23 protein-coding genes are annotated in these 22379 nt (G+C 31.8%); 10 read left to right on the top strand and 13 right to left on the bottom strand.

Annotated elements, in window-relative coordinates:
• Nucleotides 1-2 precede the first annotated feature (2 nt).
• The 3 genes from ABD730_RS14840 to ABD730_RS14830 are packed head-to-tail and all read left to right on the top strand — an operon-like array spanning nucleotide 3 to nucleotide 3741.
• Nucleotides 3-1130 (top strand): DegT/DnrJ/EryC1/StrS family aminotransferase, encoded by a 1128-nt coding sequence (locus tag ABD730_RS14840; RefSeq protein ID WP_334471446.1) that lies wholly within the window; start codon nucleotides 3-5, stop codon nucleotides 1128-1130.
• Nucleotides 1131-2438 (top strand): O-antigen translocase, encoded by a 1308-nt coding sequence (locus ABD730_RS14835; RefSeq protein ID WP_334471444.1) that lies wholly within the window; start codon nucleotides 1131-1133, stop codon nucleotides 2436-2438. It abuts the gene before it with no gap.
• A 13-nt stretch (nucleotides 2439-2451) separates the two neighbouring features.
• On the top strand, nucleotides 2452-3741 hold the full coding sequence (locus tag ABD730_RS14830) for an O-antigen translocase (protein WP_334471442.1): 1290 nt from the start codon (nucleotides 2452-2454) through the stop codon (nucleotides 3739-3741).
• 2 nt (nucleotides 3742-3743) lie between these two features.
• Here the strand turns inward: ABD730_RS14830 and ABD730_RS14825 are convergent, their stop codons facing one another.
• On the bottom strand, nucleotides 3744-4883 hold the full coding sequence (locus tag ABD730_RS14825; RefSeq protein ID WP_334471440.1) for a glycosyltransferase family protein: 1140 nt from the start codon (nucleotides 4881-4883) through the stop codon (nucleotides 3744-3746).
• 108 nt (nucleotides 4884-4991) lie between these two features.
• Here ABD730_RS14825 and ABD730_RS14820 point away from each other — a divergent pair, with 108 nt between their 5' ends.
• Together ABD730_RS14820 and ABD730_RS14815 are read left to right on the top strand one after the other, a co-directional pair.
• On the top strand, nucleotides 4992-6083 hold the full coding sequence (locus ABD730_RS14820; RefSeq protein WP_334471438.1) for a glycosyltransferase: 1092 nt from the start codon (nucleotides 4992-4994) through the stop codon (nucleotides 6081-6083).
• Nucleotides 6062-6499: a sugar 3,4-ketoisomerase gene (locus ABD730_RS14815; RefSeq protein WP_334471436.1), complete on the top strand. Its 438-nt coding sequence runs from the start codon at nucleotides 6062-6064 to the stop codon at nucleotides 6497-6499. Before ABD730_RS14820 ends, ABD730_RS14815 begins: the two co-directional genes overlap by 22 nt.
• Here ABD730_RS14815 and ABD730_RS14810 read toward each other — a convergent pair.
• From ABD730_RS14810 to ABD730_RS14760, 11 genes are all read right to left on the bottom strand, one after another.
• Complete coding sequence (locus tag ABD730_RS14810) at nucleotides 6496-7416, bottom strand: glycosyltransferase family 2 protein (protein ID WP_334471434.1); 921 nt, start codon at nucleotides 7414-7416, stop codon at nucleotides 6496-6498. The genes ABD730_RS14815 and ABD730_RS14810 overlap by 4 nt on opposite strands.
• Complete coding sequence (locus tag ABD730_RS14805; protein WP_344715686.1) at nucleotides 7416-8270, bottom strand: glycosyltransferase family 2 protein; 855 nt, start codon at nucleotides 8268-8270, stop codon at nucleotides 7416-7418. Before ABD730_RS14805 ends, ABD730_RS14810 begins: the two co-directional genes overlap by 1 nt.
• 3 nt (nucleotides 8271-8273) lie before the next feature.
• On the bottom strand, nucleotides 8274-8957 hold the full coding sequence (locus ABD730_RS14800) for a cell division ATP-binding protein FtsE (protein WP_344715684.1): 684 nt from the start codon (nucleotides 8955-8957) through the stop codon (nucleotides 8274-8276).
• A gap of 237 nt (nucleotides 8958-9194) precedes the next feature.
• A complete protein-coding gene (gene trpB, locus ABD730_RS14795) occupies nucleotides 9195-10376 on the bottom strand; it encodes a tryptophan synthase subunit beta (protein ID WP_344715683.1) in 1182 nt (393 codons plus the stop codon).
• A gap of 315 nt (nucleotides 10377-10691) precedes the next feature.
• Complete coding sequence (locus ABD730_RS14790) at nucleotides 10692-11306, bottom strand: phosphoribosylanthranilate isomerase (RefSeq protein ID WP_344715681.1); 615 nt, start codon at nucleotides 11304-11306, stop codon at nucleotides 10692-10694.
• 195 nt (nucleotides 11307-11501) lie between these two features.
• Complete coding sequence (gene trpC, locus ABD730_RS14785; protein WP_344715680.1) at nucleotides 11502-12287, bottom strand: indole-3-glycerol phosphate synthase TrpC; 786 nt, start codon at nucleotides 12285-12287, stop codon at nucleotides 11502-11504.
• Entirely contained in the window at nucleotides 12284-13276 is a 993-nt protein-coding gene (gene trpD / locus ABD730_RS14780) for an anthranilate phosphoribosyltransferase (protein ID WP_334471423.1), read from the bottom strand. Before trpD ends, trpC begins: the two co-directional genes overlap by 4 nt.
• 338 nt (nucleotides 13277-13614) lie before the next feature.
• The gene (locus ABD730_RS14775) at nucleotides 13615-14187 is read right to left on the bottom strand and encodes an anthranilate synthase component II (RefSeq protein ID WP_344715678.1); all 573 of its coding nucleotides are present in this window, start codon (nucleotides 14185-14187) and stop codon (nucleotides 13615-13617) included.
• A gap of 85 nt (nucleotides 14188-14272) precedes the next feature.
• Complete coding sequence (locus tag ABD730_RS14770) at nucleotides 14273-15673, bottom strand: anthranilate synthase component I family protein (protein WP_344715676.1); 1401 nt, start codon at nucleotides 15671-15673, stop codon at nucleotides 14273-14275.
• A 327-nt stretch (nucleotides 15674-16000) separates the two neighbouring features.
• The gene (locus tag ABD730_RS14765) at nucleotides 16001-16570 is read right to left on the bottom strand and encodes a YceI family protein (protein WP_344715674.1); all 570 of its coding nucleotides are present in this window, start codon (nucleotides 16568-16570) and stop codon (nucleotides 16001-16003) included.
• Nucleotides 16571-16572: 2 nt separating this feature from the next.
• Nucleotides 16573-17031 carry a MarR family winged helix-turn-helix transcriptional regulator gene (locus ABD730_RS14760; protein ID WP_215924509.1) on the bottom strand — a complete coding sequence of 153 codons (459 nt, stop codon included), beginning with the start codon at nucleotides 17029-17031 and terminating at the stop codon, nucleotides 16573-16575.
• Nucleotides 17032-17133: 102 nt separating this feature from the next.
• Here ABD730_RS14760 and ABD730_RS14755 point away from each other — a divergent pair, with 102 nt between their 5' ends.
• The 5 genes from ABD730_RS14755 to ABD730_RS14735 all read left to right on the top strand — a co-directional run bounded on the left by ABD730_RS14755 (nucleotide 17134) and on the right by ABD730_RS14735 (nucleotide 21721).
• A complete protein-coding gene (locus ABD730_RS14755) occupies nucleotides 17134-17670 on the top strand; it encodes a TlpA family protein disulfide reductase (protein ID WP_334471416.1) in 537 nt (178 codons plus the stop codon).
• Between the two features lie 7 nt (nucleotides 17671-17677).
• Nucleotides 17678-18289, top strand: a complete 612-nt coding sequence (locus tag ABD730_RS14750; protein ID WP_334471415.1) for a thioredoxin family protein — start codon at nucleotides 17678-17680, stop codon at nucleotides 18287-18289.
• 130 nt (nucleotides 18290-18419) lie between these two features.
• Nucleotides 18420-18737, top strand: coding sequence for a rhodanese-like domain-containing protein (locus ABD730_RS14745; RefSeq protein ID WP_215924506.1), 318 nt, complete (start codon nucleotides 18420-18422; stop codon nucleotides 18735-18737).
• Between the two features lie 17 nt (nucleotides 18738-18754).
• Nucleotides 18755-19168, top strand: coding sequence for a rhodanese-like domain-containing protein (locus ABD730_RS14740; protein ID WP_215924505.1), 414 nt, complete (start codon nucleotides 18755-18757; stop codon nucleotides 19166-19168).
• Between the two features lie 135 nt (nucleotides 19169-19303).
• Nucleotides 19304-21721, top strand: coding sequence for a protein-disulfide reductase DsbD family protein (locus tag ABD730_RS14735; RefSeq protein ID WP_344715671.1), 2418 nt, complete (start codon nucleotides 19304-19306; stop codon nucleotides 21719-21721).
• A gap of 226 nt (nucleotides 21722-21947) precedes the next feature.
• Here the strand turns inward: ABD730_RS14735 and ABD730_RS14730 are convergent, their stop codons facing one another.
• Entirely contained in the window at nucleotides 21948-22160 is a 213-nt protein-coding gene (locus tag ABD730_RS14730) for a hypothetical protein (protein WP_334471410.1), read from the bottom strand.
• Nucleotides 22161-22379: the final 219 nt, after the last annotated feature.

Genomic DNA, 22379 nt, shown 5'->3' with positions numbered 1-22379 from the left:
ATATGATTAAATTCCTAGACCTACATAAAATCAACAACCGTTTTCGAGATGAGTTTCAAGCATCTTTCAGTAAATCCTTGGACGATGCTCATTTTATATTAGGTAATAATGTCTCTAAATTCGAAAATGAATTTGCTACTTATTGTGGAACTAAACATTGTTTAGGTACAGCAAATGGATTAGATGCCCTCACATTGATATTAAAAGGGTATATACGTCTCGGAAAATTAAAAAAAGGAGATAAGGTCATAGTACCTGCAAATACTTTTATTGCCACAATTTTGTCGGTTTTACATGCCGAACTTATTCCTGTTTTAGTTGAGCCTAATTCTGAGACTTATAATATCTCAGTAGAGACTGATCACAGCTTATTTGTAGAAGCTAAGGCTGTTATTATGGTACATTTATACGGCCAATTAGCTTCGGTTGAAGCATTACAGCAAATAGCGTCTGATTTTAACTTATTGCTCATAGAAGATGCAGCTCAAGCACATGGAGCAATTTTAAATTCTAAAAAGGACAGTTCAACTTCAACTTCAATTTCACCTAAAGCAGGTAACCTTTCAGATGCCGCAGCATTTAGTTTTTATCCTAGTAAAAACTTGGGTGCACTCGGAGATGGAGGAGCAGTTACAACCAATGATTCAGAACTTATTGAAGTTATAAAATTGCTACGTAATTATGGAAGCGAGGAAAAGTACACCAATAAAATTGTGGGATACAATAGCCGTTTAGATGATATGCAAGCAGCTTTTTTAAGTATCAAACTGAAAACTTTAGATAAAGACAATCAAAGACGACGTACAATTGCAAAAGCTTATTTAAAAGGAGTTAATAATTTAAAAATTAAACTTCCGTTTTACGATGGCTCTCAGAATCATGTGTTTTATGCATTTGTTGTTGAGGTTGAGGATAGAGCAGATTTTACTAAGTTTTTAGATCAAAATGCTATTGAATGGTTAATCCACTATCCAATTCCACCACACCAGCAAAAAGCCTTGCAAACATTTTCGTATTTTAATCTGCCGCTTACAGAAAAGATTCATAAAAGAATTATAAGTTTGCCAATAAGTCCTGTAATGACAGATAAAGACATTCAAACTGTTATAGACATTTTAAATATCTACTAATTGAAAAAGCTTTTTAATTACATAAATGACGAAGTTTTAGTAAAGGCTGCGAATTTAAATATGGCTAATCTTAGTCTTAGGATTATTGCCGGAATTTTAATTTCTAAGTTCATAGCTATTTACATAGGTCCACAAGGTATGGCCCTTATTGGGAATTTACGAAATTTCTTAAGTGCCATTCAATCCTTAGCAATTTCAGGTCTTTACAAAGGTGTCGTTAAATTTGTTAATGAATTTAAAGATAATGCAGTTGAGCTTACCAAGACTTTATCTACAGTATTTTACTTCGGATTCTTTTCTTCTGTGTTTTTGGCTTTTGTATGTTATTTCAATGCAGGCTTTATAAATGATATTATATTTTCTTCAAACTACAACTATATTTATGTCATTGAAACCTTGGCGATTGTCTTACCGTTTTATGCTTTAAACATGTTTGCGTTTTCCATTATGAATGGGTTTTCTAAGCATAAATTTTTACTGCTTATTAATATTCTTAGTCAAATTTTAGGGCTTTTAGTGACTTTAATTCTTATTTATCAAGAGAATATTGATGGCGCATTATTGGCTATTGTTATAACACCAGCATTAAATTTACTTATTACTATTGTAGGTATCGCATTCAGAAAAAGCTTAGTGTCTTCAATTAAGATTACTCAAGTAAGTTTGTCTATTTTAAATAAACTGAGCCCATATATGATAATGGCTTTGGTTAGTGCTATTGCTTTACCTATTGTTATGATTATAATTAGGAATTATCTCATTGATGAGGTAGGAATAAAATCTGCTGGATATTGGACAGCGATGACTCGAGTTTCAGATTATTATCTCATGTTTATTAATTCGTTAATGGCACTGTATATTTTACCTCGATTTTCTGAAATCAATTCAAAAACAGCATTTAGAAAAGAAGTTTTTAGCTTTTATAAAACCATAATGCCTGTGTTTTTAGTGTTGTTACTTATTATTTACCTTAGTAGATCTCTGTTAGTAAACTTATTGTTTACTGAAGACTTTAAACCTGTTGAAGATTTATTTGGTTACCAAATATTAGGAGATATTGCACGTGTACTTTCTATGGTTATTGCTTACCAATTTTTGGCAAAAAAGATGTTTGCTCACTTTCTTATTTTAGAAGTGTTCTTATTTGTTGTTATGTTTTTTTCTAGTATTTATCTTATTGATGAATTTGGACTTAAAGGAGCAGTAATGGGACACTGCTTAAGCTATTTTATGTACTTTGGAATAATACTATTACTTTTTAGTAGTTCTTTGTTTGGGGTTATTACCGAAGAAGGCCTAGATAATTAATAAAAACCAACAAGTGAAGCTTCCAAAATTTATTAGTAATAATATAGTGCTTAAGATTACATCACTTAATGCAGTGGTTATTACTATTAGGTTAATAGTTTCTGCATTTATTCAGCGTTTACTTGCGGTTACTGTTGGAGAAGCTGGTTATGCTAGTATTGGTCAGGTGAGGAATGTTTTAGCAATGCTCACAAGTACATCTACCTTAGGAACATTTAATGGTGTTGTAAAGTATGTCGCTGAATTTAAAAACAATCAGCCAGAACTTTCAAAAGTATTTTCAACTGTAACCATTTTTGCTATAATTGGTTCCGTTGTTTCTGCAGCTGTTTTATTTTTTGGGGCCTCGTATTTGTCCAACTACCTTTTTCATTCTCAGGAGTATATTTATATTTTTCAGTTATTAGCGGTTATTGTGCCTTTTGTTGCTGGAAGCCGTGTGGTTAATGCTGTAGTTAGTGGTTTGTCAGATTATAAACGCTATGCTAAAATAGAACTCATTAGTTATCTTTTAGCAACCGTTGCTGTTGTTATTGGTTTATATACTTCAGAATTAAAAGGAGTAATTATAGCCATTGTACTAGCACCAGTGATTCAGTTAGTTGTTTTGGCATTTGTATTTGGAAAAACGTTAAAAACCTATGTAAAGTTTAAGTCTTTAACGCTTAGCCTTATTTATAAAAATAAGTTATTGGCATTTACATTAATGTCTTTTATATCTTCATTTTTGTTGAATTATATAGAGTTGAATATAAGAACCTTGGTCACAGATGAAATAAACATTAATGAAGCTGGGTATTGGACCGCAATTACATTTATTTCTAAAAACTATATGGTGTTTGCCACAGGATTATTTACGCTGTATGTGTTACCAAAATTCGCGAGTATCCATAATAAGCATGAGTTTAAGATTGAAGTGCTTAATATTTATAAAACCATTTTGCCAATTTTTGGACTGGGAATGCTTTTAGTTTATATTCTGAAAGATTATATTATTCTCTTTATCTACCCAGATTTTACAGGAATGAAACCTTTGTTTAAATGGCAATTATTAGGTGATTTTGTAAGATTAGGCGCCTTAGTCTTATCCCATCAGTTTTTAGCTAAACGACTCGTAAAAAGTTTTGTGTTTACTGAAATAATTTCTCTAGGATTGTTTTTTGTATTGTCAAAAGTGTTTATTCAGTACTATGGTACAGAAGGCATTGTTATTGCGCATTTCGTAAGGTATATCATCTACTTTATAGTCGTAGTTTTTGTAATTAGAGGTTATTACAATCAAACGGCCTCAAAAACGGAGTAGTTTCAAATATGATTTTGCCACGTTTTTAGGTAATTCTCAGCACAAGTTTTATAATCATGATGTGTTTCTACAAAGCGTCTAGCTTGTATCGAAATTTCAAGAATTTTTTCAGGATTAAGAATTAACCACTCTAATTTAGTTGCAATGGTTTTAGCATCTGGTAAAGCGTTTATAGCAATAGTATCTTCTTTAATATTATAATACTCTAGCCACTCTTTTTCTGCACCTGTAAAAACAACTTTCCCTTTGGACATAGCTTCTAAAGCATTAAACCCTTGATCGTAAGCATAAATTTGATCGAGCATTATATGTGCTTCGTTATAGGTTTTTATGTATTCGTTATAAGGCAAGCTTCTTACAGTTATAATTTTTATTTTATCTGCATATTTTTGATTTATAATCGCTAAGGCTTCTTCAAAAATATCATTCCCTTTTTTGTAATAGTTATTTGAATTTATACCATGAAATATGACGATTTTATCTTCAATTTTTAATGGTTTAAACTCTAATTGTTCCGTGTTTATCGGATTTGGAATGAGTCCCAAATATTTAGGATGATTTAATAGAGGTAAATGATAATCTAAATCGGATGCTATAACTCCAACGATAGATTTATAAATATGATGGTGAAGTTCTACAAAATCGGGCTCTAAATATTTTAAACCATAAGAGCTTAAAATTTGATCTTTTCCATTTAGATAAGGAGTTAGAATTGAATATCTAAATTTTTTATCGTATGCATATTTCACACTTATGTAATCGGTACCACAAGACAATAGGAAAACGTTTTTATTCCAAGTTGAAATTAAATCGAAAATCTCTTTTTCAATAGTGGCGGTACATAAAAATGAGGCTTCATTAATAAATTGAACAACATCAAAATCACTGAGTTTGGGTTTCAGATTAATGATTTGTTTTTTAATTTGAATTGATTCAAGGTCAATTTTAGTAAATCTATAAATAAGATTTTTGAATGTTCTTAGAAATCCTTTTTCATATGTTTTATAAATAGGGAAGTCCACATCATAATTCTTAAAGCCATCTTTTGCAGCCACAATTGTAACATCATGGTTAAGTAATTCTAATCCTTCTTTTAAAGAATTATGAAGCCTGCTATATTCGCCAACCAATAAAATTTTCATACGTTATAACTTGTAATTTTAATTTATGATAGAACACCTTCTAAATACTCTTACTGAGTGCTTATAATTAAAATATGGATGTTACATTTGTCTCAAAGATACTCGTTAATGATTAAAGCTAATAAAAAAAAAATTTGTATTGTGGCTTCTTCTTTAGGAAAAGGAGGTGCGGAAAAATCTTCGGCTTTATTATCTGTTATGTTAAGTGATTTGGGATATGACGTTTATATCGTTACTATTTTAGAATTTGTAGATTATAAATACAAAGGCACTTTGTTAAATCTTGGTAATATAAAGTTGAAGGATGATACCTTTTTAGGTAGAATAAATAGACTTAGAATCTTTAAGAAGTTCTTAAAAACCAATAAAATTGATGTTATTATAGATGGAAGAGCACGAACACAGGCTTATAGAGAATTTGTAATTACAAAATTCATTTATAAATTACCTACAGTTTATGTAATACACAATTATAAAACTGAAAAAACATTTACGGCATACAAGTGGTTGAATAAGTATTTGTACAAGAATGAAATTATGGTTGCTGTTTCTAAAGCAGCCGAGATAAAATTTAGAGAATTATACCAACTTAAAAATATAAGCACTATTTATAATGGCTTTAATTTTAGTGATATTAAAACAAAAGCAAGTCAGGATGTTGAAATTAACCTTGGCGTATACATTATCTTTTATGGTAGATTGGATGATGAACATAAAAATTTGAAATTACTGTTTGATGCTTATAAACTATCTGAACTTTCAAGTAATGGAGTTAAACTACTCGTATTAGGCAGTGGATTAGATGAAGAACGTTTAAAATCGTACGTTCAAAGCATCGGACTTTTAGATTCTATAATATTTCGAGGGTTTGAAAAAAATCCATACCCGTTTGTAAAAAAGAGTTTGTTTATGGTCCTAAGTAGTAGGTACGAAGGGTTTCCTATGGTAATTCCTGAAACTTTATCGCTTAATGTGCCTGTTATTGCGGTAGATTGCAAGTCGGGACCTAATGAGGTTATTGTAAATAAATACAACGGTCTTTTGGTAGAAAATCATAATCCACTTGCATTAGCAAAGGCAATGAATAGTTTAATTAATGATAAAGATTTATACTTGCAATGTAAGTCTAATGCACAACAAAGTGTTACTCAATTTTCTAGTGCAAAGATTGCAATGCAATGGCAATCCATTTTAAAGTAAATGAAAACAATAACATGAATACAATACATAGTGTAAAATTAATTGATATTCCTAAAGTTCATGACGAACGTGGTTTTTTAGCGGTTATAGAAAAAGACACCATTCCCTTTAGTATTAAACGTGTTTATTATCTGTATGATGTGCCTACAGAAAGCAGTAGAGGAGGACATGCTCATAAAGAACAAGAATCCGTTATTATTGCATTAAGTGGCAGTTTTGAGGTTGTTATAGATGATGGTAAAACCAAAAAACGAATCATGCTTAATAAACCTAACCAAGGGTTGTATATACCAACACATATATGGAGAGAAATAGATAATTTTTCCTCAGGTTCAGTCTGTTTGGTTCTAGCATCTACAGAGTATAATGAAGGAGAATATATCCGAGATTATGAGGTTTTTAAATCTCAGATTTAGGTATTAGGGTAATATACCTTTTCACCTTTTAAAGACTTTACTTTAAGCAATAGTTTTAAGAGCCATTTTGGGCTTTTTAACAAGAAGTGTTGTTTAAAGTTTAAATTTTTAGGATTTATATGTGATGTGTAATATAAAAAGTGTTTTTTATCATTTAGCAGCTTGCTTAGAATAGACATTGCATACCTGTTATTGTCTAAAAATACTTTTAGATATATATTGTTTTTTTCTTCATTAAAATAATTGTCAAACTTTGGTTTCTTACTAAGATTAAAAGTTGTGTTAGATAAGCTTGTGGGATCAAAATTATAGTAAACAAGTTGTTTATTTATAAATAGAATTTTAAAGTGTAAGCCAAATCGTATCCATAGATCTGTATCTTGACCAGAAATAATAGAAGGATCAAAAAGTCCGGTTTTGCTAATTATGGACTTATCAAAGACAACACTAGAGCTAGTAATTAAATGAAAGTCTAAACTTGACTGAAAAAAATCGCGGATTTTATAAAGTTCTTTTTGTTTAAAACTATAACTAACTGGTACCGTTTTATTGTCGTATTTATGGGAAATTCCTGTTGTGAAAATTTTTATGTCGGGAAATTTCGAAATAGCGTTATGTATGTGTTTTAAATAATCAATTTCCCAAGTATCATCACCATCAAGAAGAGCTATATATGTCGCTGTAGCTTTTTCTATACCAATATTTCTTGCTTTTGACGCTCCTTGATTTTTTGTTGTTATAAGATTGATACGTTGATCGTTGAAAGTTTTAATAATGTCCTCACTCTTATCAGTAGAACCATCGTTAATTATAATAATTTCGAAATCTTTATAAGACTGATTTAAAACACTATTTATTGTGTCTTTAATACACTCAGCTTTATTGTAAACTGTTATTATAACTGAGAAAAACGACATTATTTTTTAGTTTTTAAAAGACAAAAGTAACCAAGTTTGTAAAAATCGAGCAAAATTATAGAAGGATGAGACGAATTAAAATTTTTAATTAAACCCTTTTTTAATGTTTTAAATAAAAGAACCACAACTGGGACCATTCCAAATTTTCGAGCTAATGCATAAAACTTGTGAAGTTTAGATTCGTCTTGTGCTAATTTATTGCCTTCAATAAGGTATAATAAATTTTGAAGACCAGTTTCTAATTTAGAAATATAGTTGTCAGCAGTTTCTTGACAACGATGAATAGCCCAATTTTGTATCGTTTTTATTTTGATGTTATTCTCTTTTAAGCCAGCAAAAAAGACAACATCTTCATAACCATATGTTGTTAAGGTCTCATCAAATTGGTTTAATAGAAAAACAGATTTCTTAATTAAAAAGTTAGAAGAACATATAGATTGCGTTTCCCTCTTTTTTGTGTAAAGCCATCGTAATTTGTATGGTTTTTCAGGTACTTCAACTTCATTTGTTATACCACCATAAACAACCTTTTCATTTTCATGACTGAGGTAATTTTTGATGAAATTCTTTTGTTGAGGAAATGTATCTGCATCCATAAATAACAAATTCTCATAAGAGGCATCATTACCTAGTAGATTTCTTATTTTACTCCGACCGATATTATTAGAAAGTATTTTAAAACAGCAGCCTTCTAAGTTGTTAATTGAAGCATTGGTTTTATTAAATTTAGAATTTGAAGCATCGTCATATACCAAGATTTCAAACTCAATAGGTAGGGCTTTAACTTGTTGGTGTAATTCACTTACTAAGGGAAGTATGTCGTAATTATAGCAAGGAATTAAGATTGAAAGCATGGACTAACTTTTACGTTGCACAACTTCAAACACTTTATTTTCGTCGCATTTTAAAGTTTTACTCGGATATTTTAAAAGTAAAGCATAATCGTGTGTGGCCATTAAAATGGTATTCCCATTTTTATTAATGTCTTGCAATACTTCCATGACTTCAATACTGGTTTGAGGATCTAAATTTCCGGTAGGCTCATCTGCTAAAATCAATTCAGGGTCATTTAACAAAGCACGTGCAATAGCAATTCGTTGTTGTTCGCCACCAGAAAGTTCATGAGGGTATTTAAAACCTTTAGTCTTCATAGCTACCTTATCTAAAACAACATCAATACGATCTTTAATACGGTCTTTTTCTTTCCAACCTGTTGCTTTTAATACAAATTCTAGGTTGCCTATGATCGTACGATCTGGTAATAATTTAAAATCTTGAAAAACAATACCTAATTTTCGTCTTAAAAACGGAATATCTTTTTCTTTCATGGTTTTTAAATTGAAATCAACAACAGAGCCATCACCTTCTGTTAGTTGTAAATCACCATAAAGCGTTTTCATGAAACTACTTTTCCCACTTCCTGTTTTCCCAATAAGATAGACGAAATCTCCTTTCTTCATTTCAAAATTCACCTTAGACAGCACCATACTGTCACCTTGATAAATCGTAGCATCTCTAAGTTCTAAAACCGTTTCGGACATATTTTAAATATAAATAATTGGTAACTGTAAATGTATTGCTTAAAATTTCAAATGACAAATTGAAAAAGCCAAATTCTTCAATAGCAAATTGTCTCCTTGAGGCTAATAAGAATCAAAATATGTTTTGATTAGAAATTACCGAACGTAGCTCTTAGAGGTGTTTTTAATAAAAACTATAAAATGTAATCAAAAATAAACATTCAACTTTAATGTCATTTTTAAATTCAATTTCAACTTCTACAGCTTAAAATAATCGATATAATTCTGTAAATCTTTATCACCACGACCAGATAAACTAATCACAACAACGTCGCTAGGTTTAAAGGTTTTATGTTTAAAAATAGCCAAGGCATGCGAACTTTCAATAGCCGGAATAATACCTTCCAATTGCGTTAATTCTAAACCAGAATTCATAGCTTCATCGTCGGTTGCTGAATAAAATTCACCACGACCTGTTTTATACAAATGCGAATGTAACGGCCCAACACCAGGATAATCTAACCCTGCAGAAATAGAATAGGGCTCTGTAATTTGTCCGTCTTTGGTTTGCATTAATAAGGTTTTGCAACCGTGTATAATACCTTCTTTTCCTAAAACAGAAGTCGCGGCACTTTCACCTGAGTGAATGCCTTTTCCAGCAGCTTCTACAGCAATAATACCAACATCTTCATTATCTAAAAAATGATGATAGGTTCCTGCGGCATTACTTCCTCCACCAATACAAGCCACAACATAATCTGGGTTTTCTCGACCTTCTTTTTCTTTCAACTGCCATTTTATCTCTTCGGAAATTATAGACTGAAATTGCGTCACCATATCTGGATAAGGATGAGGTCCAATCGCAGAACCAATAATGTAATGGGTGTCAACCGGATTATTAATCCAATCGCGAATAGCTTCATTAGTAGCGTCTTTCAACGTTCGGCTACCAGATAATGCTGGAACCACTTTGGCTCCTAACATTTTCATTCGGGCGACGTTTGGGGCTTGACGTGCAATATCAATTTCTCCCATATAAACCACACAGTCAATACCTGTTAAAGCACAAACAGTAGCGGTTGCAACTCCATGTTGACCAGCTCCGGTTTCGGCAATAATTCTGTTTTTACCTAAACGTTTTGCCATCAGAATTTGACCAATGGTATTGTTGATTTTGTGGGCGCCAGTATGATTTAAATCTTCACGTTTTAAATAGACCTTGGTATTGTGTTTTTCTGAAAGACGTTTCGCAAAATAGAGTGGAGAAGGACGACCCACATAATCTTTTAAAAGTTGATTGAACTCTTCTTGAAACGAAGGTTCAGCCATGATTTTTAAATAATTCTGACGTAATTCTTCTACGTTTGGATAAAGCATTTCAGGGATGTATGCGCCACCGAACTCACCGTAATAGCCTTTTTCGTTGATTTTGTAACTCATGATTGTTTTATTATCGTCATTGCTAATCACGTTTTTTACGTGATGTGGCAATCTGTTTCTTTTTTTTTTCTTGTTCATTTGCCTTGATGCAAACGAACCAAAAATCACAATCAAAATTAGGAAATTGCTAAAGCATCATTCGCTTTCAGAACTTCGTGCTTGAGGCTGTGCCTCGCACCTGCATTCTTTCGCTCATTATTTCTGAATTTTGATGTTTCCGACGCAGTCGAAATTTGGGACATTAATTTTTGCTGAATTTTGTTTTCTTCCCAATTTATATTTTAATTTTTTTTCACTTTTCACTTCTCATTAAAACTATACTATTAATTTATCTTTAAACAATTTCAATTCTTCAATATTCTTCAATCCAGGTTCTATTTCAAATTTACTATTCACATCAATAGCATAACAGAACTTTGAAGCCGGACTTTCTTTGAATTCTTTTATTTTTTCAATTTCATGTAATCCAATACCACCACTTAAAAAATAAGGTTTGGTGGATGGATACTGTTCTAATACATTCCAGTTGAACGTGTAACCGTTTCCGCCTGGTAATTTTCCTTTGGTGTCGAATAAAAAATAATCACAGACATTTTCGAAAGGTTGAAGCACATCAAAGTTGAATTCATCTTTAATGCTAAACACCTTTATAACTTCAACAGTGTTTATTGCTGCACAATATTCTGGCGATTCGTGACCATGTAATTGCACGGCTTGTAAGTTGAATTTTTTAATAGTGTCTTTCACTATTTCTAGTTCTTCATCCACAAAAACACCAACCTTTTTAATTGATTTTGGCAATTCAGGAATACTAGAATCAAAATGTCTGGCTGATTTTTTATAAAATATAAAACCGAGATAATCTGGTCGCAAATTAGCCACAGCTTCTAGGTTCTCCTTATATTTCATTCCGCAGACTTTTAGTTTCATCTTCATTCTCGCGAAAGCGGGAGTCTCATCACGCATTCGGCTTTTTTAAATTATTATTTTTGTCATTCCTGCGAAGGCAAGAATCTATTTATTTCTTCTCGATACAATTTTTTCGTACTTCAAATAGCACTCGAAGTGACGTTAAAATTAATTTGTTTCTTTTCTATTTTAGACCTGCTAGGTTTTATAAACCTGCTAGGTCTTTAGGTCTTTTATAAATTGATTAGCACTTGCTCCAGGATTGTCTGTTTTCATAAAATTCTCGCCGATTAAAAAACCTTTATAGCCATAAGGCTGTAATTCTTTGATGGCGTCCACAGAACTAATACCTGATTCAGATACTTTTACAAAATCATTTGGTATCAATGCACTTAATTGTTTTGAGATGTCTAAACTGACTTCAAATGTTTTTAAATTTCTGTTATTTACACCTAACATATCTAAAGAAGGCATAATGGACTTATGTAATTCGTCTTCGTTATGGACTTCTAATAACACATCGAGATTTAGGCTTTTAGCTAATTCAGAAAACTGCTTAATTTCAGCTTTAGTTAATATGGCTGCAATTAGTAAAATAGCATCTGCACCAATAGCTTTGGCTTCAATAATCTGATATTCATCAATTATAAATTCTTTCCGAAGCAAGGGCAATTCGCAATTTTCTCGGGCAATCATTAAGTCGTCCATGGAGCCATCAAAATAAATCTCGTCTGTTAAAATAGACATGCCACATACTCCTGCGTTTTCGTAACCAATGGCAACATCTTCAACCAAAGCAGTATCATTTATAATGGATTTAGAAGGTGACTTACGTTTAAACTCTGCAATAATACCAGTCTGACTTGCTCTTAATTTTTCAGACAAAGACCTTGTTTTCATTCCGAAATAAGGTAGTTGTTCATAAGCTTTTATAGGAATTAGTTCTTTTTTAAGATTAACCTCCTTGCGTTTGTCTATTACTATTTTGTCTAAGATGTTCATTTGCTTAATTCAATTAGTTTATCTAAACTCTGTTTTGCTTTTCCACTAACAAGCGATTCTTTCGCTAATTCAAATCCTTCCTTATGTGAAATTTGTTTGGCTGTAGCAATGGCTAGTCCGGCGTTAGCACACACCACATTGTGCTGTGCTTCTGTACCTTTATAATTGATAACACTTTTAAAAATTTCGGCAGCCATTTTGATACTGTTTCCGCCAAAAATTTCAGATTGTTGGATTTGATTGACTCCTAAGTCATGCGGTTCAAATAAGGTTTCTGAAGTATTAGAAATCACTTTCGTTTTTCCTGTTAACGAGATTTCATCATAACCATCTAAAGCATGAACTATGGCATAGTTTTTATCCGATTCTTGATATAAGTAACTGTATAATCGCAATAATTCAAGATTAAAAACACCAACCATTTGATTTTTTGGAAATGCAGGATTGACCATTGGGCCTAACATATTGAAAAAGGTTTTTACACCTAATTCTTTTCGGATTGGGGCTACATTTTTCATTGCAGGATGAAATAAAGGTGCATGTAAAACGCATATTCCGGCTTCATCTATACTACGTTTTAAAAAGTCGGTATCACTTGTGAATTTTATGCCTAAATATTCCATGACATTTGAAGATCCACAAGCCGAAGACACACCATAATTCCCATGCTTCGTAACATGAACTCCAGCACCTGCTGTTACAAATGAAGATAAGGTTGAAATATTAAAAGTATCTTTTCCGTCACCTCCGGTTCCACATAAATCGATAGTCTCGTAATTGTCTAAATCTACAGGAATACATAACTCTAATAATGCATCTCTGAAACCTCGAAGTTCTTCCGTGGTGATACTTCGCATCATATAAACGGTTAAGAATGATGCAATTTGACTTTGATTATATTTTCCTTCGGATATGTTGACCAAGACGTTTTTGGCTTCTTCACTAGAGATGCTTTCTTGGTTAATGAGTCTGTTTAATAATTGTTTCATATCAATGTTCCGTAAAACGGAATATCTTTTTAATTAAATATCTTTTTTAGTTCTGTTCATTTTGTCTTGATACAAAACGAACCAAAAAATCACAATCAAAAATAGGAAATTGCTAAAGCATCATTCACTTTCAGAACTTCGTGCTTGAGGCTACGCCTCGCATCTTCGTTCTTTCGTTCATTATTTCTGATTTTTGATGTTTCCGACGATGTCGAAATTTGGGACATTAATTTTTACTGAATTTTGTATTCTTCCCAAATTGTATTTTAGTTTTNTTTTTGCTTACTGCTTACTGCTTACTGCTTACTGCTTACTGCTTACTGCTTACTGCTTACTGCTTACTGCTTACTGCTTACCCAATTTTCTAAAATCTGTTTTCCATTAGGTGTCAACACCGATTCCGGGTGATATTGCACACCTTTAACGTCGTAAACTTTATGTCTTAATGACATTATTTGACCGTTATCATCAAAAGACGTGGCTTCTAAACAATCTGGTAAATTGGCATTAACGACCCATGAATGATATCTGCCCACTTCAAAAGTTTTACCTAAGCCTTTAAAAAGGGATTCATCATCCACTGAAAGTGTAATGTTAGTGGCTACACCATGATACACATTATCTAAATTTTCTAATGAACCACCAAAAACTTCTCCAATAGCTTGTTGCCCTAAACAAACACCTAGGATACTTTTGGTTGGTGCATAAGTTTCTATAATCTGTTTTAATAAACCAGCTTCATCTGGAATACCAGGTCCTGGTGACAACACAATTTTTTCAAAAGCATCGACGTCTTCTAGCGTTAGTTTATCGTTTCGTTTTACGGTGACTTCACAATCTAAGTCCTCTAAATAATGAACGAGATTGTATGTGAAACTGTCGTAATTGTCTATGACTAATATTTTTTTCATTTTATGCCTGCGACAGCAGGTGTCTTTTTGATTATACTTCAATTTTTTTAAATAGATTCCTGCCTACGCAGGAATGATAGCTAATTCAAATTTCCTCAGCTTGTTCAATCGCTTTTGTCAATGCTCCTAATTTATTATAAACTTCTTGCAATTCACTTTCAGCTTCAGATTTGGCAACTATTCCTGCTCCTGCTTGCCAAAATAATTTATGATTCTGACTTAAAAATGTTCTAATCATAATGGCATGATTAAAATTACCGTTAAAATCCATAAAACCGATAGCTCCACCATAATAACCTCTGCTCGTTTTTTCATACTTTTCAATCAACTGCATGGCTTTGTGTTTTGGTGCTCCACTTAGAGTTCCGGCTGGAAATGTGTCTGCAACCACTTGCATGGTGTCGGTGTTTTTGTGAATTGTACCTGTAACTTTACTTACTAAATGTATCACGTGAGAGAAGAATTGTACTTCTCTATAATTTTCGACAGTAACATTGCTTCCGTTTCTACTTAGGTCGTTTCTGGCTAAGTCAACTAACATGACATGCTCACTGTTTTCTTTGTCATCTTTTATTAATTCTTCAGCTAATTGCGCGTCTTTAAGGTCGTTTCCACTTCGTTTAAAAGTACCAGCAATAGGGTGAATTTCGGCTTTACTATTACTAACCACTAATTGTGCTTCTGGTGAGCTACCAAATATTTTAAAATTCCCATAATCAAAATAGAATAGGTAAGGGGAAGGGTTAATACTTCTTAAGGCTCTGTAAACATTAAATTCATCACCACTAAATTGTTGCGAGAATTGTTTAGACAGTACCAATTGAAAGACATCTCCGCGACCACAATGTTTTTTTGCCAGTTCTACGTGTGCTTTATATTCGTCGTCTGTAAGATTTGACTCAATACTGCCTTTCGTTTTAAAATCGTAAGAAGCGTATTGTCTGGTTTGGATCAATTGTAAAATGTCTTCAATATTATTTTCGCTATGAAAACAATGTGCAAAAATATACGCTTCATTTTTTTGATGATCTATAGCGATGATGTTTTGATATACAGCATAGTATATTTCAGGAATAGACACTGAATGGTCTTTTTTTGAAATCTCAATGTCTTCAAAATATTTAATAGCATCATATGCGGTGTATCCAAAAATTCCATTATTAATAAATTTGAATTCTTTATTTGAATCCACTTTAAAACGTTGTGTGAATTTGTGAATTTCCTCAACAACACCGTCGCTTTCAATAAGGCTATTTTTAGAACTACCGTCGGGATAGGTTTGGTAAATTGTATTGCCTTCAACTTTTATAGAAGCAATAGGATTGCAACATATATAAGAAAAATTGTTGTCGTTAGCATGGTAGTCACTACTTTCTAAAAGAATACTATTGGGGAATTTATCTCTAATTTTTAGATAAATACTCACAGGAGTAATGGTGTCTGCTAAGATTTTTTTATAATGTGTGTTTAAACTAAATGTTTTCATTTTATGTCAAATTCAATTTGATATCTCTTTAGGCAGAGATAGGTTTCAATTTAATAGCTTCTGAAGCCTTGTTAAATAAAAAAAAAGGCTTGTCGTGAATGACAAGCCTTTTTTTATATAAGTATTACATACCAAGGATTATTTCACGAACGTAAGTTTGAGAAATTCCACCACCAAGTATGATTTGTATTTATTTTCATCTGAACATCAAAGATAGAAATCAAATTTCGGATTTCAAACACTTTAGGAAAAAAAGATTCCTGTATTAGTTTTTTTACTAAAACAGGAATCAAAATTTAAATGTTACTAAATTTAGTTATTGGGGGATTAAAACTTAAGGGTTACATTTAAATCAAAGTCATCATAAATAGCTTTATCTTTTAAGGTTTCTAAAAGAGAAGGCGATTTGTAAGTGATGTTATGTTTTGTTCTATCAATTTTTAAACTTGCGGTTGCTGTGTTGCTTTTAATTAACATTGGAAAAGAGATCGCTTCCGTTTTTCCTTTAATAGTAACATCTGCATTTACATTAAAAGTACCATTTTTACCTGTCACAGATGTAATTTCTAAAGTTGCTGTAGGAAATTCTTCTACACCAAAGAAATCATCAGATTTTAAATGACCATCTAATTTTCTTTTGTATTCTCCTTGTAAATCTGTGGTATTAATAGAGGTCATATCTATGCTGAAATTTCCACCAGTTAACGTTTTGCCATCAAATGATAAAGTACCGCTTTTTAGATTAATCGTTCCAGTATGTTCTCCACCTACTTTATAGCCTTTCCATATTACTGAGCTCTCTTCAACTTTTACGGTTTTGTCTTTTAATGTCGTAAAAGACATAAATGATAATGCTAAAACTAATAGCATGGCAATGTTTGAATTTCTGTTTTTCATAATTATTTGTTTTTAAGTTTTATTAAAAGGGTGTTCAATTGTGTTAACTCGTCTTGAGTTAAGTTTTTTGTAATGTTTTTTTCTGTGTGATCTATAATTGGGTCTACTGTTTTTAGCGTTTCTAAACCTAAATCTGTAATAACGATTTCAACTTTTCTCCTGTTGGATTTGCAAATCGTACGTTTTACAAATTTTTTCTTTATCAACTTATCAACCAATCTAGTGGTATTACTCATTTTATTTACCATACGTTCTTGTATGTCTTGTAAGTTTATGGCATTTCCATTTTGACCTCTTAAAATCCTAAGCACATTGAATTGTTCTAAGGATAAATCGAAAGGTTTTAGCTCCAATAACAAATCATCTTTTATCCAAGTGGTGGTATGAAAAATGTTAATTACTGTCGCTCTTGATATCGGTAAATCAGCTTTTGTTTTTAATATGTCATTCAATTCTTTCATATACAACAATTGTATATACAAATGTATATTTTTTCTTGATATATAAAATTAATATTTTGTTAAATTTATAAAGTTATAGACTTTGATTAATAAATTTATAAGATGAAAAAAGTAGCAGTTTTAGTTTTATTAATCTTGATGTCGTGTAAGGATACATCTACTACAAATGAGATTATAAAACCTGAGGTCGTACCTAATGTAGCACAATTAGAGGCAGATCGTCAATTTGAGGTTTATGATTATGATGGTTTAGCACCTTTACTTAATAAAACGGATGGTAAAGTTCATATTGTAAATTTTTGGGCAACTTGGTGTGCACCTTGTATTAAAGAATTGCCTTATTTTGAGGCTGTCAATGAAAAGTATAAAGACAAAGGTGTAGAGCTATTATTGGTGAGTTTAGATTTTCCAAATAAATACGACACTGCCTTACAGCCATTTATAGAAAAGAATAATTTAAAAGCTAAGGTTGTTGCTTTAGATGATGTTGATCAAAACCGATGGATTCCAGCAATAGCAGAAGAATGGTCTGGTGCAATACCAGCGACAATTATTTACAATAATGACAAACGACAGTTTTACGAAAAATCATTCACGCAACAAGAATTAGAAACCGAACTCAAACAATTTTTAAAATAATAAACAGATGAAGATATTAAAATTACTAACGGTAATGGTAGTGTTAGTTACACTATCTGCTGTTACAACAAAATTAAATGGTCAGGGGTATAACGTTGGAGATATGGCTACAGATTTTAATCTAGAGAATATTGATGGCAATATGGTTTCTCTTTCAGATTATAAAGATGCAAAAGGCTTTATTGTGACTTTTACTTGTAACACATGTCCTTATGCTGTAGCTTATGAAGATAGAATAGAGGCTTTAAATAAAAAATATGCTTCTAAAGGTTTTCCTGTTATTGCTATTATGCCAAACAATACAGATGTTATGCCTGGTGACAACATGAAAGCAATGCAAGAAAGAGCAAAATCTAAAGGCTTTACGTTTCCTTATTTAACAGATAAAGGTCAGAAAATTTATCCGCAATATGGTGCAACTAAGACACCACATATTTACATTTTAGAAAAAACAACAGCAGGTAACGAAGTAAAATATATTGGGGCGATAGACGATAATTACCAAGATGCGAAAGCTGTAAAAGTAAAATATGTAGAAAATGCGGTTGATGCCTTATTAAAAGGAGAAGACGTTAAAGTAAAGGAAACAAAAGCAATAGGTTGTACTATTAAAGTGTAATTAGATAGACATGAGCTTGTGCTTTTTAGATTAGATATGTTAAAAAATGAACCCGTTATGTAACACTTCGGGTTTTTTTACGTCTATATCACAATGAAATGTTAATTTTGCACTAATAATTAAGAAGACTATGGCAGATTTATCCCAAGAAGATTGGAAAAAACAACTTGAAGAAGACAATAATTCAGTTGTTTTAGATGTTAGAACACAAGAAGAAGTTGATATGGGTATAATTACTGATGCTATTCATATAGATATTTATAAAGGTCAAGGTTTTATTTATGAGCTTGAAGAGTTAGATAAAACTAAAAACTATTATGTGTATTGTCGATCTGGTGGTAGAAGTGGTCAGGCTTGTGCAATAATGAATCAATTAGGTTTTAATAACGCTTATAATTTAATTGGAGGATTTAGCGAATGGCAAGGAGATGTTGCCTTTAAAGACTAATTTTAATTCAAATAATTATGAAAAAAGTATTTGTAATCTGTTGTCTTTTTACAGCAATGGTTTTTAATGTAAGCTGTTTAGATAAAAAACTCGATAATACTACTGAAGTAAAGTTAGTAACGGCTGAAGAAATGGAATCTATTCTAGAGTTGGAAGATGTTCAATTAGTTGATGTGCGAACTCCAAAAGAACACGAACAAATTCATATTGCCAATTCTCAAAATATAGATTTTATGTCTCCAACTTTTGATGAAGACATTAATAAATTAGATAAAAAGAAACCCGTAATATTGTATTGTAAGTCAGGAGGGAGAAGTGCTAAATGTGCTAAAAAAATGAAAGATGCTGGTTTTGAAAAAATATACGATTTAGAAGGAGGAATTTCCAAATGGAAGCATTCCGATAAAATAAAGATTGAAGTTAAATCTTAAAACAAACAAACCGAACATCTAGTTCGGTTTTTTTATTGTAAAAACAAACGAAATTCCTAAGGTTTTTATAAATTAGTAGATTGTTAATTATTAATAAAAACACTTCAATTATTTTTGTGTTTTAATGCTTTATTTATGACGATTAAAAAAGTACTACTACTTAGCCTTTTTGCATTTTGTTTTTCATTTAATTTATTCTCTCAAGTTTTTGATCCCGTAAAATGGGAAACCAAAGTTGAAAAAATTTCCGATACAGAATATAACCTTATTTCTATAGCAACTATTGATTCTGGGTGGCATTTGTATTCACAAAGTGTACCCGACAATGGGCCTATTTCCACAGGTTTTTCATATACAGAAAATGAAAATTTTGAATTAGTTGGTAAAACTTCTGAAGATGAAGGTCAGACAGTAGATGATCCTATTTTTCAGATGAAAATTAAATTTTTCGATAGTAAAGCAGAATTTAGACAACGTATTAAAGTTTTAAATAAGGAATTGTCCTTAGTAGAAGGGGAGGTTGAGTTTATGGTCTGCGACGATGAAAAATGTTTGCCGCCAAGCTATATAGACCTTCAGTATAATTTAAAGGACGCTGAGGTTGTAGAAGCTAACTCTGCAGAAATGTCTCTGGATTTAACAGGTGCTACTACAAACGCAATGGGTAGTTTAGAAGGAATCCTAGAGCCCGTAAAATGGAGTACTTCTGTTGAAAAAATAAATGATTCCGAATTGATTTTGGTTTCTACAGCAACAATAGATGAAGGATGGAAATTGTATTCACAAAATGTTGCTGATGGTGGACCAATTCCAACAAGTTTTGACTATACCTTAAAAGAAGGTGTTACTTTAGTGGGATCTACCAACGAAGAAAAAGGGAATGAAAGTATAGACAAGGTCTTCGATATGAAGATTAAATACTTTAAAAATAAGGCGCAATTCAGGCAGAAAATTAAAATTTCAGACGCTACAATTTCTAAAGTCGTATCAGAGGTTGGTTTTATGTCTTGTGATGATACTCAGTGTACAGCGCCAACCTATATAGATTTAGAATACGATTTAACTCAAACTGTTGCAGCAACAACAGATATGATAGCTTCTGAGACAGAAGACGACGAGTCAAGTAAAGGTTTATGGTCTATTTTTATTATTGCTTTCTTTTCAGGCTTTGTCGCATTATTAACACCATGCGTATTTCCAATGATACCTATGACGGTAAGTTTCTTTATAAAACAAAGCCAGTCTAAAGCTAAAGGAATTAGAAATGCTATTATTTATGGATTATCAATTATTGTAATCTATGTCTTATTAGGTACAATCATAACAGCAATTTTTGGGGCGGATGCTTTAAATGCCTTAGCCACAAATGTTTGGTTTAACCTTATTTTCTTTATATTATTAGTGGTTTTTGCCATTTCTTTTTTAGGTGCTTTTGAAATTGTATTACCAAATTCATGGGCAAATAAAGCCGATAGACAAGCTGATAGAGGTGGACTTGTTGGCATCTTTTTTATGGCCTTAGCTTTAGCCATTGTGTCGTTTTCTTGCACAGGACCAATAGTAGGAACTATTTTGGTGGAAGCAGCTTCTAAAGGTGGAATAGCTCCAGTTATTGGTATGTTAGGCTTTTCATCTGCAATCGCATTACCATTTGCATTATTTGCTGCTTTTCCGGGTTGGTTAAATTCATTACCAAAATCAGGAGGCTGGTTAAATACTGTGAAAGTCGTTTTAGGATTTTTAGAATTAGCCCTAGCGTTTAAATTCTTGTCACAAGCCGATTTAGTATTGCAATTACATGTTTTAGAACGTGAAGTATTCATAGCCATATGGATTGCTATTTTTGGAACACTGTCGTTGTACCTTTTTGGGAAAATACAATTACCACACGACTCACCATTAAAGCATATCTCAGTAGGACGCTTATTATTTGGTTTACTAACGCTAACGTTTACCATTTACATGATTCCTGGACTTTGGGGAGCTCCTTTAAAAATTATAAGTGCTTTTCCGCCTCCATTGGATTATTCTGAATCACCATATGGAGTAGGGAATTCTAAAGGTGGCGGTTCTGTAAGTTCAACTGATATTCCTGAAGGAGCCCATTTATTAGCACCACATGATATTTTAGCATTTAATGACTATGAAACAGGATTAGCTTATGCCAAAAAAGTAGGAAAACCTGTGATGTTAGATTTTACAGGTTGGGCTTGTGTCAACTGTCGTAAAATGGAGCAAAATGTTTGGGTAGATCCTAAGGTTTTGTCTAAGCTTAAAAACGAAGTTGTACTTATCTCTTTATACGTTGATGAACAAATAGATTTTCCTGAAGGGGAAGCTCCAGATTCAAAATTAAGACCAGGTAAAAAACTGAGAAATAAAGGACAGCTATGGAGCGAAATGCAAACTATTAAATACAAAACCAATACGCAGCCTTATTATGTGTTGATGGATCATAATGAAGAAAACCTAAACGAACCGGTTGCTTATACTCCAAATATTGATGATTATAATGCTTGGTTAAAAGAAGGTATTGCAAATTTTAAAGATTAAAGCACGAAACTAAAAACAGAATGCTCTCTTTTTGAGCATTTTTTTACAATGATTTTGTAAGTGTGTTTTGTTTTTCTAATGTGTGCTATTCTCTATTGTTTTATAGAATTGATATTAACCTTAATAGGCTAGTGTAGTATTGTAGAAATATAAATGCGAACTATAAAATGCAGGTTAATTCTTTAGGTTTAGTTATTTTGCATTGAAAACCGATACAAATTACATTTTAGATAACTTTTTTTATAATTCTTCTTTTGCATTTAAGAGAAGGTATGCTTTTGTCTTTTTCTATTTGTCCATTTAAAAAAGCTGTTATTCTTTTTTCCAATTCTATTTTGCTACCATAAGTTAATAGTTGGTTTTTTTTGCAGAACTCTATTAATTCAAATTTTAATGAATCTTGGTGAATAATAGTATTAGGAGATAACGTCTTTTTCACAATAAACTGTTTATGATGTATTTAATTAAATACGGTGTAATTAGTTTTCTTTTTTATAAAGAAGCGCAGAGATATAGCTATTAATATAACCTCAATTAGATGCAAAAACTTAAGATTTAATTTCTGCGCTTCAGTTAATGTTTTTTTATTCGGTCATTGGAGCACCACTTACAATAAGGAACTCTGAACGTCTGTTTTCGGCATGTTGTTCTTTAGTAC

The organism is Winogradskyella damuponensis, from assembly GCF_039538385.1.
GTDB classification, from domain to species: Bacteria; Bacteroidota; Bacteroidia; order Flavobacteriales; family Flavobacteriaceae; genus Winogradskyella; species Winogradskyella damuponensis.
Note: the sequence above shows the minus strand (reverse complement) of the source record. Positions and strands in the feature narration are given on the sequence as shown.